Genomic DNA, 15,727 nt, shown 5'->3' with positions numbered 1-15,727 from the left:
TCCTTGCGGTCAGCCAACCGGCGCTGGCGAGGCCGCCATCAGCTCGCGGGTGTAAGGGTGAACGTCTTCGGCGCCGAAAGCATCAACGGCGCGGCTGTCGACGAGCTGGCCATGACGCATCACGACGATGCGGTGCGCGATCTGCCGGATCAGATTGAGGTCGTGGGTAATGAACAGATAGGCCGCGCCGGTCTCGGCGCGCAACGCCAGCAGCAGCTCGATGATCCGGGCCTGGACGGAGACGTCGAGCGGCGCCGTGATCTCGTCGCAGATCACGAGCCGCGGCCGTGCCGCAAACGCGCGCGCGATCGCGACGCGCTGCTTCTCGCCACCGGAGAGCTGGTGCGGCCAGCGCATCGCATAGGAGGCCGGCAGTCGCACCTGCTCCAGGAGCCGCGGCACGGCGGCGACGTCGCCGCCATAGAGTTTCAGGGGACGCGACAGGATCTCACCGATCCGATGGCGCGGATTGAGCGAGGAATCCGGGTGCTGGAACACGATCTGAACATCGCGACGATAGGCCCGGTCCATGTCGCCAGCCCCGCGCAGCGTCCGGCCGTCGAAGCTGATCGTGCCGTCGAAGCGGGCGAGCCCGGTGAGGGCGCGAGCGACTGACGACTTTCCCGAACCGGATTCACCGACGAGGCCGACGATTTCGCCGGCGCGGACGTGGACGTCGACGGCCTTGGTCGCCGGCGGCGGCGCCGCACGGAACAGCCCGCCTCGGCCGTAGTGAACCTCAATGCCGCGTGCGTCGAGCACCAGGGCCGCGCCCGGCTGATCGTTCACGAGCCGCCGTTCCGGACGCGGCACCGCGGCGATGAGCGCCTTGGTGTAGTCGTGCCGCGGCGTGCGGAAGATATCGGACGCGGGCGCCTGCTCGACGATGCGGCCGTGTTGGATGACTGCGACGCGATCGGCGACGCGGGTCATCATCGCGAGATCGTGCGAGATGTAGAGCGCAGCGACACCGGTCTCCGCCCGCAACCGCGCAAACAGCTCGATGATGCGGGCGCCGGTGATGACGTCGAGCGCCGTCGTGGGCTCATCGAACAGGATGACATCGGGCCGGCAGCCGAAGGCCGTCGCGATGATCACACGCTGCTTCTCTCCGCCCGAGATCTCGTGCGGATAGCGCCGCAGCAACGCCGCGGGATTGCGGAGCTCGACATGGCCGAGCAGATCGATCGCGAGATCCCTGGCGGCCCGCGCATTCAAATCGCGATGACGCATCAGCGCCTCGGTGATCTGACGGCCGATGGTCAAGGTCGGATTGAGCGCTGTCGACGGGTCTTGGAACACCATGCCGATGCGGCGGCCACGGACCGCGGTCAGTCGCTTCGGGCTGAGGGACCGCAGGTCGAGGTCGCCCAGACGCAGCGAACCCGAGACTTCCAGGGCATTGGCCGGCAGATGCCGCATCAACGCCCAGGCCAGCGAGCTCTTGCCGGAGCCGGATTCGCCGACGAGGCCGAGCACCTCGCCGGGCGCGATCTCGAGTGACACGTCGCGCAGCACCTCGACGGCGCCCGCCGAGGTGACATAGTCCAGCCCGTAGTCGGTGATGGCGAGCGCCGGCCTCATCGATCGTCCCGCGGATTCAGCGCGTCGCGCAGGGCATCGCCGACGAGATTGAAGGCGATCGCCGACAGCGCGATCGCGGCCGAGGGCGCGATCAGGAGCCATGGCGCCCGGTGCATGTATTGGCGCGCATCGGCGACCATGAGCCCCCATTCCGACGCCGGCGGCTGCGCACCCAGGCCAAGGAAGCTGAGCGTCGCGAACAGCATCACCGCGAATGACACGCGGATGGTGGCCTCGATGATGATCGGGCCCATCACGTTCGGAAGCATCTCGCGGAAGATGATCTGCGAGGCCGCCTCGCCGCGCGCGATGGCAGCCTTGACGTAGTCCTGATTGCGTACCGCAAGCGCCACGGAGCGCGTGACCCGCGCCATGCCCGGCGCAAACGCAAAGGCAATCGCGATCACCGCGTTGATAGCCCCATTGCCCAGCGTGCTGACCAGCAGCAGCGCCATCAGAAGACCCGGAATGGCCATCACCGCATCGTTGGTGCGCATGATGAATTCGTCGGCCTTGCCGCCGAGATAGGCCGATGCGACGCCGATCACGGCGCCCATCGCACTGCCGGCGAGCGTCGCCGCCAGCGCCATCGGAACGGTGGCGCGCGCTCCGGACAACAGGCGGCTCAGCACGTCGCGGCCGAACTGGTCGGCCCCCAGCCAGTTCTGCCATCCCGGTGCGCGGAAGCGGCCGAGAAAATCCATCTTCTCCGCCCCATAGGGCGCGAGCCACGGGCCGAGAATGCAGACGACGGCGAGCGCAACGAGCAGCGTCACGCTGATCGCGCCCTGCGGCTTCCGGATCATGCGGCCGAGCAGCTCAGTCATAGCTGATCCGCCTGTCGAGCAGCGCGTAGACGACGTCCGCCAGCGTGTTGGTGATGGCATAGGTGACCGCCATGATCATCGCGCCGGCCTGGATCGACGGCAGATCGCGGGTGGTGATGGCGATCATCAATGCGCGGCCGATGCCGGGAATGGCGAAGATCTCCTCGATGACGATGATGCCGCCCAAGAGATAGCCGACGTCGAGCGCGACGATGGTGATGACCGGCAGCAGCGCGTTGCGCATCACGTGCCGCACCAGCACCGTCCGCTCGGGCAGGCCCTTCAGCCGCGCCGCGCGGACGTAGTCGGACTGCAGCACGTCCAGCGTCTCCGACCGCATCATGCGCATCACATGCGCGACGAGAATGACCGACACCGTCAGGACCGGAAGGATCAGGTGGCGGAGCGCCAGCCCGGTATCCTCCAGCGGCGACACGTAGCCGGTCGCCGGCAGCCATGGCAGGATGTCGGTCAGCAGCAGCGCGAGCACGGTTGCGGTGACGAACTCCGGCAGGGAGACCCCGAGATAGGCGACCACGCTGGCGGCCGTATCCGCCGGCCGCCCCCTGCGGAGCGCCGCGAAGATTCCGAGCGGGACCGCGATCAGAAGGGTGACGACGAGTGCGCCGGCTGCCAGCAGCAGCGAGCGAGACAGCGCCGTCAGCATCTCCGGCGCGACCGGCAGGCCGGTGCGCATGGAGACGCCGAAATTGCCGATGGCCGCGTGCGCGACCCAATGCGCGAATTGCAGCCAGACCGGGTCGTCGAGCCCGAGCCGGCCGCGAACGGCGGCCAGCGCCTCCGGCGAGGCGTTCTCGCCAAGCAGCGTCTGCGCGGCATCAGCCGGCAGCGCCTGCGTGATGGCGAACACCAGCACGCTGACGATGACGACCGTGTAGGCCATCAGGAGCACCCGCCGCAGCAGCCAGGCGAATGACACCGCTCGGATCCCGCCTCAGCTGCGCTTGGGCGCGCCTGCGCCGAGCGAGACGAGATCGAGCCGGAACACCGACCCGCGCGGATGCAGCTGGTATCCTTCCACATAGGCGCGCTGCGCCGCCAGGATGTCGAAGAAGACCGGAATCACCGACGGCACCTCCTCGCTCATCATCGTCTGGGCCCGCGCATAGAGCGCGGCGCGATTGGCATCGTCGGTCTCGCTGCGCGCCGCATTGACGATCTCGTCGAAGCGCGCATTGTTCCAGCGCGTCTCATTCCAGGCCGCATCCGAAGTGTAGAGCAGCTTGAAGATCGCGTCGGCGGTCGACTGCATGTTGTAGAAGCCGACGTAGAAATTGCCCTTCTTCCAGACCTGGTCGAGATAAGTTGCGTGCGGCATCGTCTGAACGTTGATACGGAAGCCCGCGGGCGCCGCCATCTCACGGATCGCAACACCGAGCTGCGTGCGCGTGTCCGGCTTGTCGGACGCCACCATCGTCAGGTCGATCCCGGAGGGATAGCCGGCATCGGCGAGCAGTTGCTTGGCCTTGGCGATGTCGGGCTTCTTCAGTTTGCTGTCCTGATAGAAGCGGTAGGCGGGGCTCAGCGGCGTATCGTTGCCGGGCGTGCCATAGCCGCCGGCCACGAAGCCGGCCATGGCCTCGCGATCGATAGTCAGCGCCAGCGCCTGGCGCACGCGAACGTCGTTGAAGGGCTTCTGGTCGCAGCCCATGTTGACGTTCAGAAACTGCCCCGAGGGAATCCGCACCGCCTTGACGCCACTGGCCTTGCCGAGCCGGTCATATTCGCCGGGCGTGGTCGACAACATGAGATCGATGTCGCCCGAAATCAGAGCCGACGCCTCAGCCGTACGGTCGGGATAGACGAGGATCTCGACGCGATCGAGTGAGGGTCGCGCGGGATCGTAATAGGCCGGGTTGCGCTCGACGACGATCTTGCGGTCCGGCTCGTAGGACACGAGCTTGAACGGCCCCGAACCATTCGCCTTGGTGGCAAGGCTGGCGAGATCAGCGGCAACGACCTTCGCAGGCACGATGCGCGCATTGTTGTAGGCGAGCGCGACCGGAAAATCGGCGAAGGCAACCGACAGTGTGAACCGAACGGTCGACGGATCGACGGCGACGACGTCCTTGATCGGGCCGACATTGGTGCGCGCCGGTGACGCGGTCTTCGGATCGAGGATTGCCTTGAAGGTCGAAACGACATCCTCCGCCGTCAGCGGCGAGCCGTCGTGGAAGCTGAGATTGGGCCGCAGCTTGAACGTCCACTCGGTGAGCCCCGCGCCGGCCTGCCAGGACAAGGCGAGGTCCGGCTCGACCGACATGTCCGGCTTCAACCGGGTCAGGTTGGAATAGAGCAGCTCGGTGATGAGGTATTCCGGATTGACACGCGCGAGCAGCGGATGAATGACCGCCGCGCCCTGATCGACCGAGATCCGCAACACGCCGCCGCGCTTCGGCGCCTCGGCGGAGAGAGAGACTTGCGGCAGAGCACCAAGCACGAGCGCGGAGCCGGCAAGAAAATGGCGACGGGTCACGGACGGCATCAGGCGAAGTCCTTTTCAGGCGTGATGGCTTCGGGAGAGAGCTCGGGACGGAACTCGGCTGCAAGATAGGCGAGCACCGACTTTGCCAATGCGACGATGTCGGCGAGCGTCGTGGATTCGCCCGGCGCATGAATGCGGCTATCGGGCTTTCCCAGGCCCGTGAGCAGCACCTCCTGCACGCCCGTGGCCTGCTGCACCCAGCCGAAATCGGAGCAACCGGACGCCCCCCAGCGCGCGAAGTCTTCCGCCGCGTAGCCGAAGCCGGCCGACAGCGCCTGCTGCCAGCGCGGCCAATGCGGCCCGCCGGGATCGGATGTCGGCATCAGATGGCCGGTGAGGATGATCTCGACGTCGAGGACATCGGCGGCCCGCTGGATTGCCGCCTCGATCTCGCGGCGTGCGGTGGCGAAGTCCTCCTCGGGCGCATAGCGGCGGCACACGAGAATCTCGACCAGCGAAGGGATCTGTCCACCGCATTGGCCACCATGAATGGCTGAGATGTCCAGGCTCCCCGCGAGAGGTCCGGCTGCCTGCGGCGGTGGCGGCAATGCCGACGTCCGCTGCGCGATGACCGGTTTGAGGGCCGCGAGCGCATTGAGGATCGGCAGCGCCGCCTCGATCGCGTTGGCGCCGGAGCGGCGCTGCTCGCCGGCATGCGCCGGCTTGCCGTGAACCCGCACCGTGAGCGTGAACAGGCCGAAGCAGCCGGCCCAGATCCGCGGCATGGCGCTGCCGTTGAAGTTGAGGATGTGACCTTCGAGACGGCCCTGCTCGGCAAGGTAACGCACGCCGGGATAAAGCCCTGCCTCCTCGTCGGTGCACAGCAACAACATCGGATCATAGGCCAGCGGCAATCCGGTCTGCTGCGCGCCGCGGAGCGCGAGCAGCGCCGCCGCGATCGATCCCTTCATGTCGGCTGCGCCGAGTCCGATCAGACGATCACCGTCACGGCCCAGTTGCAGCGGATCGGTGGCCCAGCCTGGCGCAGGCGGCACCGTATCGACGTGGAAATAGAGCCCGAGCACCGGTTTGCCGGAGCGACGCCGTGCGACCAGATTGGTGCGCGATCCGTGCGAACCCGGTGCGCGCCACAGCTCCTCCGGAACGATCACGCGCTCGCAATTCAGCGCCAGCGGCGAAGCAAGCTGTTCCATCACGTCGGCAAAGGCATCGTAGCCGGCCCCCGGCGGAAAGCTGGTGTCGACCGCCACCATCTTCCGCAGGTCCTCGACCGCCGTCTCGGCCATGGCGTCGATCGCGGCAAAAGCGCCGGCGAGACTGCGCGCGCCCCGGTCCGCTGGAATGCCCTCAGAAATCATTTGCGGTCTGCTCAATCCTATATTCTATATAGAAATAGAATTCACGACGCGGCATTTGTCAATTCCATGAAAAAGGCAGCTGTGGCCAGCAAAGCGGCAGACGGGGTCGGTGCGGGTCCCGGCGCGCTGCCGGTGCCGCTCTACGAGCATGTCAAGCGCCAGATCGCCGAGGCGATCCTGATCGGCGACATGCCGCCCGGCACGGTGCTGCCCGGCGAGGTCGCGCTCGCCAATCAATATTGCGTCGCCGTCGGCACCATCCGCCGCGCGCTGGCCGATCTCACCGCGGGCGGCATGCTGATGCGCCGGCGCAAGACCGGCACGGTGGTGACGGGCCGCGCGTCGCAGCATGGGCTCAGCTTCTTCTTCCAGTACTTCCGCCTGCTCGGCGCGGACGGTAGCCTGCTGCACTCGGAGGCCGAGGTGCTGTCGGTGACGACACGCGCCGCCGAACGGGACGAAGCGGCGCTGTTCGCGGTGGCCGATGGCGAGCCGCTGCTGCATCTTCATCGCATCCGCCGCGTCGCCGGCGCGCCGGTGCTGCATTCGCGGATCTCGATGGTCGGGAGCCGCGTGCCGGGATTTGCGCGCGAGCCGAAGAAGGTCCCTGCCCTGATCTACCGCCATCTGCTCGAGGCCTATGGCATCCGGATCGCCGCCGTGCGCGAGAAGGTGACGGCCGAGGTCGCCACCAAGGAGGACCGCAAGCTGCTCGGCCTACCCTCTCCGAGCGCCGTGCTCGTGATCGACGAGGAAGCCTACGACCAGACCGGCGCGCTGGCGATCCTCAGCCAGCACCGCGCCACGACGGCGCAGCACTACTACTCGAACGAGATCCGCTGAGCACGCATCGCGTCAGCAGCCCCAGCGCAGCGCCGCGGTGTGCACCGGCGCGTCCCACAGCGCCAGCGACGCATCATCGAGCGCGGTCACGGTGAGCGAGCAGCCGGCCATGTCGAGCGACGTGACGTAGGAACCGACCAGCCCGCGCGCGATGGCGAGCCCGCGCCCTTCCAGGATGCGCCGCGCCGCATGGGCCATCACGTACAACTCCATCGCCGGCGTGGCCCCGAAGCCGTTGACCAGCAGCAGGCACGGCGTTCCCGGCTTCGCTGCGAGATCGGTTAGGATCGCGCCCATCATCTCCTCGGCGATGGCGTCCGCGGAGGCCAGCTTGACCCGGCGGCGGCCGGGCTCGCCATGGATGCCGACGCCCATCTCCATCTCGTCCTCGCCGAGCGTGAAGGTCGGCCTGCCGGCGGCCGGCACCGTGCAGGACGTCAGCGCCACGCCCATCGATCGGGTGCGCCTGTTGACGTCGTCACCGAGCGCCTTCAGCGCGTCGAGATGGCGGCCCTGCTCGGCCGCGGCGCCGAGCATCTTCTCCACGACCAGCGTACCGGCAACGCCGCGGCGGCCGGTCGAATAGGTCGAGGTCTCGACCGCGACGTCGTCGTCGGTGATCACGGTCGCGACCTTGCCCTCCATCATCTCCGCGGCCATCGCGAAATTCATCACGTCGCCTTCGTAGTTCTTGACGATGAACAGCGCGCCCGCGCCGGTGTCCACGGCCTGCGCGGCCGCGAGCATCTGGTCCGGTGTCGGCGAGGTGAAGACCTGGCCTGGACAGGCGGCATCGAGCATGCCCGGCCCGACGAAGCCGGCATGCAGCGGCTCGTGGCCGGAGCCGCCGCCGGAGATCAATGCAACCTTGCCCGGCTTGAGGCTCTTGCGGCGTACGAACTTGTTTTCCTCACCAAGCGTGACGATGTCGCCATGCACCGCGGCAAATCCCTGCAGGCTCTCGGTCAGCACGTCGTCGACGGCGTTGATCAGCTTCTTCATGGCTTCCCTCCCGGCTCGGATTCGTCCTGGTTTTCGTTGGCTGAGATCAGCGCGGTGATGCCGCGCGCGACGCCGGTGATGATGCGGTCGGCATGGGCGTTGAGCGCGGGGTCGCCAAAGTCCGGCAGCTCGACCACCAGACGCCGCATCGGCCGCTGCGCCTCGGCCTCGTCCAGCCGGCCCGGATGCGCGGCGCGGTAGGCGGTCAGAAACGCCTGCTGCTCATGTGGCGAGAAGTGACAGATGTGGAAGATGGTCTCGAGATGCTGCAGCGGGATCGGCGTCGCATAGGCCGGATTGACGATCTGCGAGATGAAGCTGCGGTTCTTGCCGATTGCCTCCGCCAGCCGCTGCCGCGTGCCGGAGGGACGGCTGTCGATGACCGCGCGCAGGATCGCCTTGTACTCGGCAAGCGGGCTTGCGGCCCCCGATGCATCCGGCTCGCTCATGCGCCCTCTACTGACTTGGCGAGATCGAGTTCGCGGATCGCGGCCTTCACCAGCGGCAGCAGGCCAGGCGACACCGACAGCGCGCGGATACCGACCTCGAGCAAGGCGGGAATCGCCCTGACATCACCGGCGGCGTCGCCGCAGATCGAGACGTCCACGCCTCGTGCGCGACCAGCGCGCGCGACATGGGCGATCATCGCCAGCACCCCGGGATGCAGCACGTCGGCATAGTCGGCGACCTCGGCGCCGTCGCGCGAGGCAGCGGTCGCATATTGGGTCAGGTCATTGGTGCCGATCGAGAAGAAGTCCGCAGCGAAGTCGTGCGCTGCCAGCGCAGCGGCCGGGACCTCGACCATCATTCCGAAGGCCGGCGCGGCGAACGCAACGTTGCCGCCGGCCAATTCGGCGAGCACGGCGCGGAGATGGTCACGGGCCACGTCCAGTTCCGCTGCATTGGTCACCATCGGCAACATCACCTTGAGCGGTCCGAGCGCAGCGGCGCGGGCCAGCGCGCGCAATTGGACGCGGAAGATCTCGGGATGACGCAAGGACAGGCGGAGGCCACGCAGACCAAGAAACGGGTTGCTTTCGCCATCGATCGTGTAGCCCGGAATCGGCTTGTCGCCGCCGGCATCGAGCGTGCGGATCGTGACCGGCCGGCCTTCGGCCCAGCGCACGAGCTCGGCATAGGCGTGATATTGCGCCTCCTCGTCGTGAAGCAGGTTGCCGGTGAGAAACTCGGTGCGTGCCAGACCGATGCCGTCGCAGGCTGCCGCCGGAAGCAGCGTCATGTCGGCGGGGCCGGAGATGTTGACGAGGACGGAGACGCGGGTGCCGTCGCGCGTCAGTGCCGGTTCGTGCTGCCGCGCCCTTGCCTCCGCCCTGCGGCGCGAGACCGTCTCGTCCTCCGCCCGCGCGGCGGCGACAATGTGCGCGCCGGGATCGACGATGACGACACCGCGACCGCCATCGACCAGCAGATCCCCTGCCAGCGTCTCCCAATCGCCGCCGAGCCCGACCACCATCGGCACGCCGCGGCCGCGCGCCAGCATCGCGACGTGACTGGTCGGGCTGCCATCGCCGAGCGCGACGCCGCCGCCCCCGGTCCAGTCGATGGCGAGAAACGCCGATGGCGCCAGATCATGCGCGACGACGATCGCTCCTTTCGGCACTTCGCCGTTCTGCGGCAGGCCAAACAAGTGCCGCAGTACGCGGTCCCGGATGTCGCCGAGGTCGCTGGCGCGAGCACGAAAATACTCGTCGTCAGCGGACTCGTAGCCCGCGATCTCCTCCGCCATCGCCGCGCGCCAGGCCTCATCCGCAGCGACACCGCCCTCGATCTGAACGTAAGCCGCCTCCGTCAGCGCATCGTCTTCGAGCAGCGCGAGCTGAAAGCCGATTAGCTCGGCCGCGTCTCCCTCGAGCCTGCCGATCAGCTCGGCCACGGCCTCGCGTGCATGCGCGACCGCTGTGGCGAGCGCTGCATGCTCCTCGGCGATCGCCCCTTTCCTCCGGCTCGCACCCTCCAGCGCACGCAGGATCGCGGCCGGCCCAATGGCCAACCCGTCCGATGCCCCACGCCCGAAAACGCGCCGCTCCATCATCACTCCTCGTCGAACTTGCGGTCGACCAGATCAACGAGCGCCGCGATGGCCGCCTCGGCATCGGTTCCGTTGGCGCGAAGGAACAGCGTCTCACCCTTGGCCGCCTTGACGCGCATGATCTTCACCGGGCTCTTGGCGTCGGTCCAGGGCCCGTCGGCCGCGATCGCGACTTCGATGCTCGACGCAAAGCGCTTGGCGAGCTGGGTCAGCTTGACCGAGGGCCGCGCATGCAGCCCGACCTCGTTGGTCAGCAGCGCATGCGCCTTCGCTTCCTGCATGCCGATCTCTCCACCGTCAGCCATCGTCGTTCCTGCTCATCCGCCCATCAGCTCTTCGGCGGTCGCGCGCACCGCATCGAGCGGCGAGCCGCCGGAGGCCTCCGTCGCCGCCATCACGGCGCCTTCGACCAGCGGCGCATTGCAGATCACGATGCGCTCGCGCCGCTCCTCCGGCATCATCTCCACCGCCATCTCGCTGTTGGTCTCGGCGCCGCCAAGATCGACCAGGATCGCAACGCCCGACTCCGACCACGCCCTGTCGATCGCGCCCATGATGGCGCCGACATCGGTGCCGAGCCCGCCATCGGCATTGCCGCCGACCGCTGCGAGCGGCACGCTGTCGCCGACCATCTGCCGGACCATGTCGGCCGCGCCCTCCGCCACCTTGGCGGAATGCGACACGATGACGATGCCGACATTCTTCTGCTCATTCATGCTCGGGCCTCATTGAAGACGCTGCAGATCGCCTGCACCAGCAGGCTGGACGAGCGCGCGCCGGGATCCATGTGCCCGATCGAACGCTCGCCGAGAAACGAGGCGCGGCCGCGGATCGCCAGCATCGGCACCGTCGCATCGGCAGCTTCAGCGGCGATCGCGGGCAGCCGGGAACCGAGATCGTCGCCACCGGCCGCAAAAGCCGCCTGCACGGGGATCAAGACGTCGAGCATGGTCTTCTGACCTGCTTCCGACTTGCCCCGTGCCTTGACGTCCGCGATGGCGCGACCGAGCGCCGCCGCCGCGTCGGCGGCAGAGGGCTCTGATGGCAGCGCCTTGCCAAGTCCCATCGCCAGCGTGCCGTAGAGCGGACCGGACGCGCCGCCGACCTTCATCACCAGCGCCATGCCGACCGCCTTCAGGGCCTCCGGAAGGGGCTTGGCGGAAATGTTGTCCGCATCGGCGAGCACGGCCTCGAAGCCACGCTTCATATTGAGGCCGTGATCGCCGTCGCCGATCGCCGAATCCAGCGCGGTCAGCTCCTCGGCATGGGCGATCATGGCATCCGCCATCGCCACGATCAGCTTACGCTTGAACGCCTGGTCCATTGTCTATCTCACCCGCTGGCCCGCCCGGTCGAACAGCAGCGGCCGGGTGAACTCGATAGCGACGGAGTCGCCGACTTTCAATTCCGTATCCGGCTCCACCAGGCTGACGATGGTCTGGTCCTGCAGCGTGATATGCAGATGATTCTGATCGCCGAGATGCTCGATCCATTTCACCCGCGCGTCTGCACGGGTCTCGGCGCGCCGGACCGTCATGTGCTCGGTGCGCGCGCCGATCGTCGCGACGTCGCCCGGCATTGCGAGATCCGGGAACAGCCGACGCGGCAGAAGATTGATGCCGGGGCTGCCGAGCCGGGTCGCCACATAGGTATTGTCCGGATCCTCATAGACCTCCCGCGGGCTGCCGACCTGCACCAGACGGCCCTGGTCGATCACGCCGATGCGGTTGGCGAGCGTCATCGCCTCGATCTGGTCGTGGGTGACGTAGAGCATGGTGGCGCCGAGATCCTGCTGGATGCGCTTGAGCTCGATACGCAGCTCCGAACGCAGCTTGGCGTCGAGCGAGGACAGCGGCTCGTCGAGCAATGCAATCGCAGGCCGGCGCACCAGGGCACGGCCGATCGCCACGCGCTGCATCTGGCCGCCCGAGAGCTGAGTGGCGCGATTGCCGAGCTTGTCCTCGATCCGCAGCATCCCCGCGACGTCACGGACGATGCGCTTGATCTCGGCCTCCGCAATCTTGCGCACCGGCGAGCGCAGTGGAAAAGCCAGATTGTCGTACACCGACAGATGCGGATAGAGCGAATATTGCTGGAACACGAAGGTGACGTCGCGCGCGGCCGGCGTCGCCTTGGTCTGGTCGACGCCACCGATGGTGATGCTGCCGCGATCCGGCTGCTCGAGGCCCGCTACCAGGCGCAGCGTCGTGGTCTTGCCGGCACCGGTCGGCCCGAGCAGCACCACGAGCTCGCCATCACGGATGGTCAGCGACAAATCCCGCACCGCCGGCTTTGGGCCGAACGACTTGCTGACGGCGTTGAGCCGCGTCTCAGCCATGATGTCGTCCTCCTCTCACCGGCTGTTCATACAGCGCCGTGCGGACCGCACGGCCCGTGGCGGCGTCGAACAGCGACAGCCGGTCGGCGCGGAAGCTGAGCCCGACCGGCTCCGCACGCGCCACGCGGAGCGCCGCGGGCGCGCGTGCCTTGACGGTGCCGTGCGCCGTCGTGACGGTGATGATCTGGGTGGTGCCGAGATATTCGGTGCCAAACACCTCGCCGCGCAGCCCGCCTTCGGCGCTGAGCGTCACCTGCTCCGGCCGCACGCCGAGAACCAGCTCGTCGCTCCCGGCATCCTCGCGCAGCTCGGGCACGCCGATCTCGGCACCGTCGATGCGCACGCAGTTCGTGCCGGCGCCAAGTCGGCCCGCGAAGCGGATGAAGTTCATCGCCGGCGAGCCGATGAAGTCCGCAACGAACATGGTGGCGGGACGGTCATAGATCTCCTGCGGCGTTCCGAGCTGCTCCACGACGCCGCGATTCATCACGGCGATCGTGTCGGCCATCGACATCGCCTCGAGCTGGTCGTGCGTGACGAACACGGTGGTGGCCTTGAGCCGGTCGTGCAAGGCGCGCAGCTCGCCGCACATGATGTGCCGGAACTCCGCATCGAGCGCGCCGAGCGGCTCGTCCATCAGGAACGCCTTGGGCTCGCGGACGATGGCGCGGCCGAGCGCGACGCGCTGGCGATCGCCGCTCGACAACCCGCTGACCGGACGGTCGATCAGATGGTCGATGCGCAGGATGCGCGCGGCTTCCTCGACCCGCCGCCGGATCTCCGCCTTGGGCACGCCCATCGAGACCAAGGGAAAGGCGATGTTGCTGCGCACGTTCATATGCGGGTAGAGCGCGAACAGCTGGAACACCATGGCGATGTCGCGTTCACGCGCACGGCGGAAGGTGACGTCCTCGCCGCCAAGCCTGATCGTGCCCGAGGTCGGCAGCTCCAGGCCTGCGATCATGCGCAAGGTGGTGGTCTTGCCGCAGCCAGACGGACCGAGCAGGCAGAAGAACTCACCATCGGCGATCGTGAAGCTGGTGCCACGCACGGCGGCGAAGCCGCCGAACTCCTTGAACAGATTCTCGATCCGGATCTCGGCCATGGCGTCAGTCCGGAAACTTGGAGACGATGGTGAACATCACGACACCGGCGAGCGTGGTGATGAAGGAATAGGTGTAGAGCACCAACGCGAACGGCTGCAGCAGCATCAGCACGCCGGCAGCAATCAGGATCGTCGCCAACGTCTCCATCGGGCCGCGCCGAAGCGCCCGTGGCCAGCGCGTAGCCGCGACATCGGCAGGCCTATTTCGTATCGACCGGCTCATTTGCGCACCGCTCCGAAGGTGATGCCGCGCAACAGGTGCTTCCTCAGCAGCACCGTGAACACGACGATCGGGATCAGGAACAGTGTGGTGCCGGCAGCGACCGCCGGCCAGTCCTGGCCGCCCTCGCCGATGATGATCGGAATGAAGGGCGGCGCGGTCTGCGCCGTGCCCGAGGTCAGAAGCACCGCGAAGGCATATTCGTTCCAGGCGAAGATCAGGCAGAAGATCGCGGTGGCGACGATGCCGGTGGTGGCCTGTGGCAGCACGACCTTGAAGAAGGCTTGCAGGCGGGTGTAGCCGTCGACCATCGCCGCCTCCTCGTATTCGCGCGGGATCTCGTCCATGAATCCCTTGAGCAGCCAGACCGCGAGCGAGATGTTGACGGACGTATAGAGCAGGATCATGCCGAGCCGCGTGTCGGACAGGCCGAGCTCGCGATACATCAGGTAGATCGGGATCGCGACCGCGATCGGCGGCATCATCCTTGTCGACAGGATGAAGAACAGGAGATCATCCTTCAGCGGCACCTTGAAGCGCGAGAACGCATAGGCCGCGAGCGTGCCGAGCACGACCGACAGCGCGGTCGAGCCGAATGCGATCACCAGCGAGTTGACGTAGCGCGGGATGTAGTTCGACGGACCCGCGACCACCATGTTGCGGCCGCGCGAGATGCGGTCGCACAGATCGGCCGCCGGCGGCAGCTTGGCCATGTATTCCGGGGTCTGCCGCGTCCGGGTCGTGAACAGGTTGCAATAGCCCTCCAGGCTCGGCTCGGCGACGAGCTTCGGCGGATAGGCGATCGCATCCGATGGAGACTTGAACCCGGTCATGAAGATCCACAGCAGCGGCACCAGGGTGATCAGCGCATAGGCGATCACCACGGTCGCCGCGATCCGCTTGGTCAGCGGCGAGGGATCGACAACGGAATGGGCGGTTGCGAGACCGGTCATCGGCTTTTCACCCGGTTGAGCGCCTTGACGTAGATGTTGGCGAGGCCGAACACGGTGACGAACAGGATGATCGCGAAGGCCGAGGAATAGCCGGTACGCCACTTCTCGAACGCCTCCCGCTTGAGCGTGATCGAGGCGACCTCGGTGGTCGAGCCGGGTCCGCCGCCGGTCAGGAGGTTGACCATGTCGAACATCTTGAAGTTCTCGATGCCGCGGAACAGCACCGCGAGCATGATGAAGGGCAGCGCCATCGGCAAGGTGATCGACCAGAACTGCCGCCACGGCGAGGCGCGATCGACCTCGGCCGCCTCGTAGATGTAGTCGGGAATCGAGCGCAGACCGGCAAGGCAGATCAGCATCACGTAGGGCGTCCACATCCAGGTGTCGACGATGACGATGGCCCACGGCGCGAGCGGCACTTGCGCCAGCATCTGGAAAGACGATGCCGGCGCGCCGGTCGCGGCGGAGATGACGTAGTTGAAGAGCCCGATCTGCGGCTGGTACAGGAACGTCCAGAAATTGCCGACCACGGCCGGCGACAGCATCATCGGCAGCAGGATCAAGGTGGTCCACAGGCCGTGGCCACGGAATTTCTTGTCGATCAGCCAGGCCAGCGTGAAACCGAGCACGGTCTGGATCAGGATGGTCCAGAATACGAAGCGCGCGGTCACCGTCATCGCCGCCCAGACGTCCGGATCGGTCAGGATCGACTGGTAGTTGGCGAGCCCGACATCGAGCACCGTCGCATTGGGCCGGTTGGCGCGATAGTTGGTGAACGACAGCCGGATGGTCCAGATCAGCGGGAAGATGTTGATCGCGAGCAGCAGCAGCATGGTCGGCGTGATGAACAGCCAGGCGATGGCACGCTCGGAGAGGCCGCGCACGCGCCCCGCCACGGCGGGCGGCGTCACCAGGGCGGCGCGGTCGACGAGGCTGCTCAGTCCGGTCTGGTCGGTCATGCGAGGGGCTGCTTCACTGGC

The 15,727-nt window shown here is 67.2% G+C and carries 17 protein-coding genes; 1 reads left to right on the top strand and 16 read right to left on the bottom strand.

The genetic code is table 11. The annotated features are described in order from the left end of the window. Window positions 1–9: 9 nt before the first annotated feature. Genes nikE through ACQR1H_RS28880 form a run of 5 tightly spaced genes read right to left on the bottom strand, consistent with a single transcriptional unit; the run spans window position 10 to window position 6,236 of the window. On the bottom strand, window positions 10–1,584 hold the full coding sequence (nikE, locus tag ACQR1H_RS28900) for a nickel ABC transporter ATP-binding protein NikE (RefSeq protein ID WP_434908572.1): 1,575 nt from the start codon (window positions 1,582–1,584) through the stop codon (window positions 10–12). Continuing rightward, window positions 1,581–2,411 (bottom strand): ABC transporter permease, encoded by an 831-nt coding sequence (locus tag ACQR1H_RS28895; protein ID WP_434839077.1) that lies wholly within the window; start codon window positions 2,409–2,411, stop codon window positions 1,581–1,583. The genes nikE and ACQR1H_RS28895 overlap by 4 nt, the downstream gene beginning before the upstream one ends. Further along, window positions 2,404–3,351: an ABC transporter permease gene (locus tag ACQR1H_RS28890; RefSeq protein ID WP_434892259.1), complete on the bottom strand. Its 948-nt coding sequence runs from the start codon at window positions 3,349–3,351 to the stop codon at window positions 2,404–2,406. Before ACQR1H_RS28890 ends, ACQR1H_RS28895 begins: the two co-directional genes overlap by 8 nt. A 15-nt stretch (window positions 3,352–3,366) precedes the next feature. Beyond that, complete coding sequence (locus tag ACQR1H_RS28885; RefSeq protein WP_315800388.1) at window positions 3,367–4,917, bottom strand: ABC transporter substrate-binding protein; 1,551 nt, start codon at window positions 4,915–4,917, stop codon at window positions 3,367–3,369. After that, the gene (locus tag ACQR1H_RS28880; RefSeq protein ID WP_434908571.1) at window positions 4,917–6,236 is read right to left on the bottom strand and encodes a M20 family metallopeptidase; all 1,320 of its coding nucleotides are present in this window, start codon (window positions 6,234–6,236) and stop codon (window positions 4,917–4,919) included. Before ACQR1H_RS28880 ends, ACQR1H_RS28885 begins: the two co-directional genes overlap by 1 nt. Before the next feature lie 66 nt (window positions 6,237–6,302). Between ACQR1H_RS28880 and ACQR1H_RS28875 the strand changes: the two genes are divergently transcribed. Further along, window positions 6,303–7,079: a GntR family transcriptional regulator gene (locus ACQR1H_RS28875; RefSeq protein WP_434908570.1), complete on the top strand. Its 777-nt coding sequence runs from the start codon at window positions 6,303–6,305 to the stop codon at window positions 7,077–7,079. A 12-nt stretch (window positions 7,080–7,091) separates the two neighbouring features. On the opposite strand, the gene dhaK is transcribed toward ACQR1H_RS28875, so the two are convergent. From dhaK to ACQR1H_RS28820, 11 genes are read right to left on the bottom strand one after another with little or no spacing between them, the layout of a single operon-like run. Continuing rightward, window positions 7,092–8,081: a dihydroxyacetone kinase subunit DhaK gene (dhaK, locus tag ACQR1H_RS28870; protein ID WP_434900270.1), complete on the bottom strand. Its 990-nt coding sequence runs from the start codon at window positions 8,079–8,081 to the stop codon at window positions 7,092–7,094. Further along, a complete protein-coding gene (locus ACQR1H_RS28865) occupies window positions 8,078–8,530 on the bottom strand; it encodes a hypothetical protein (RefSeq protein WP_315800392.1) in 453 nt (150 codons plus the stop codon). Before ACQR1H_RS28865 ends, dhaK begins: the two co-directional genes overlap by 4 nt. After that, entirely contained in the window at window positions 8,527–10,131 is a 1,605-nt protein-coding gene (gene ptsP / locus ACQR1H_RS28860) for a phosphoenolpyruvate--protein phosphotransferase (RefSeq protein ID WP_316215586.1), read from the bottom strand. Before ptsP ends, ACQR1H_RS28865 begins: the two co-directional genes overlap by 4 nt. Before the next feature lie 2 nt (window positions 10,132–10,133). Continuing rightward, the gene (locus ACQR1H_RS28855) at window positions 10,134–10,436 is read right to left on the bottom strand and encodes an HPr family phosphocarrier protein (protein ID WP_315712559.1); all 303 of its coding nucleotides are present in this window, start codon (window positions 10,434–10,436) and stop codon (window positions 10,134–10,136) included. Between the two features lie 12 nt (window positions 10,437–10,448). After that, window positions 10,449–10,847, bottom strand: a complete 399-nt coding sequence (gene dhaM / locus ACQR1H_RS28850; protein ID WP_316183475.1) for a dihydroxyacetone kinase phosphoryl donor subunit DhaM — start codon at window positions 10,845–10,847, stop codon at window positions 10,449–10,451. Then, window positions 10,844–11,455, bottom strand: a complete 612-nt coding sequence (dhaL, locus tag ACQR1H_RS28845; protein ID WP_316183474.1) for a dihydroxyacetone kinase subunit DhaL — start codon at window positions 11,453–11,455, stop codon at window positions 10,844–10,846. Before dhaL ends, dhaM begins: the two co-directional genes overlap by 4 nt. Before the next feature lie 3 nt (window positions 11,456–11,458). Further along, window positions 11,459–12,469 carry an ABC transporter ATP-binding protein gene (locus ACQR1H_RS28840; protein WP_315800396.1) on the bottom strand — a complete coding sequence of 337 codons (1,011 nt, stop codon included), beginning with the start codon at window positions 12,467–12,469 and terminating at the stop codon, window positions 11,459–11,461. Continuing rightward, window positions 12,462–13,574: an ABC transporter ATP-binding protein gene (locus ACQR1H_RS28835; protein ID WP_315800397.1), complete on the bottom strand. Its 1,113-nt coding sequence runs from the start codon at window positions 13,572–13,574 to the stop codon at window positions 12,462–12,464. Before ACQR1H_RS28835 ends, ACQR1H_RS28840 begins: the two co-directional genes overlap by 8 nt. Before the next feature lie 4 nt (window positions 13,575–13,578). After that, a complete protein-coding gene (locus tag ACQR1H_RS28830; RefSeq protein ID WP_316215583.1) occupies window positions 13,579–13,797 on the bottom strand; it encodes a hypothetical protein in 219 nt (72 codons plus the stop codon). Then, window positions 13,794–14,747, bottom strand: coding sequence for a carbohydrate ABC transporter permease (locus tag ACQR1H_RS28825; protein ID WP_316215582.1), 954 nt, complete (start codon window positions 14,745–14,747; stop codon window positions 13,794–13,796). The genes ACQR1H_RS28830 and ACQR1H_RS28825 overlap by 4 nt, the downstream gene beginning before the upstream one ends. Then, window positions 14,744–15,706 carry a carbohydrate ABC transporter permease gene (locus ACQR1H_RS28820; RefSeq protein WP_434883246.1) on the bottom strand — a complete coding sequence of 321 codons (963 nt, stop codon included), beginning with the start codon at window positions 15,704–15,706 and terminating at the stop codon, window positions 14,744–14,746. Before ACQR1H_RS28820 ends, ACQR1H_RS28825 begins: the two co-directional genes overlap by 4 nt. Between the last annotated feature and the right edge of the window lie 21 nt (window positions 15,707–15,727).

Source organism: Bradyrhizobium sp. HKCCYLRH2015 (assembly GCF_051168215.1).
GTDB lineage: Bacteria > Pseudomonadota > Alphaproteobacteria > Rhizobiales > Xanthobacteraceae > Bradyrhizobium.
The sequence above is the reverse complement of the archived record's forward strand: the minus strand, read 5'-3'. Positions and strand labels throughout refer to the sequence as shown.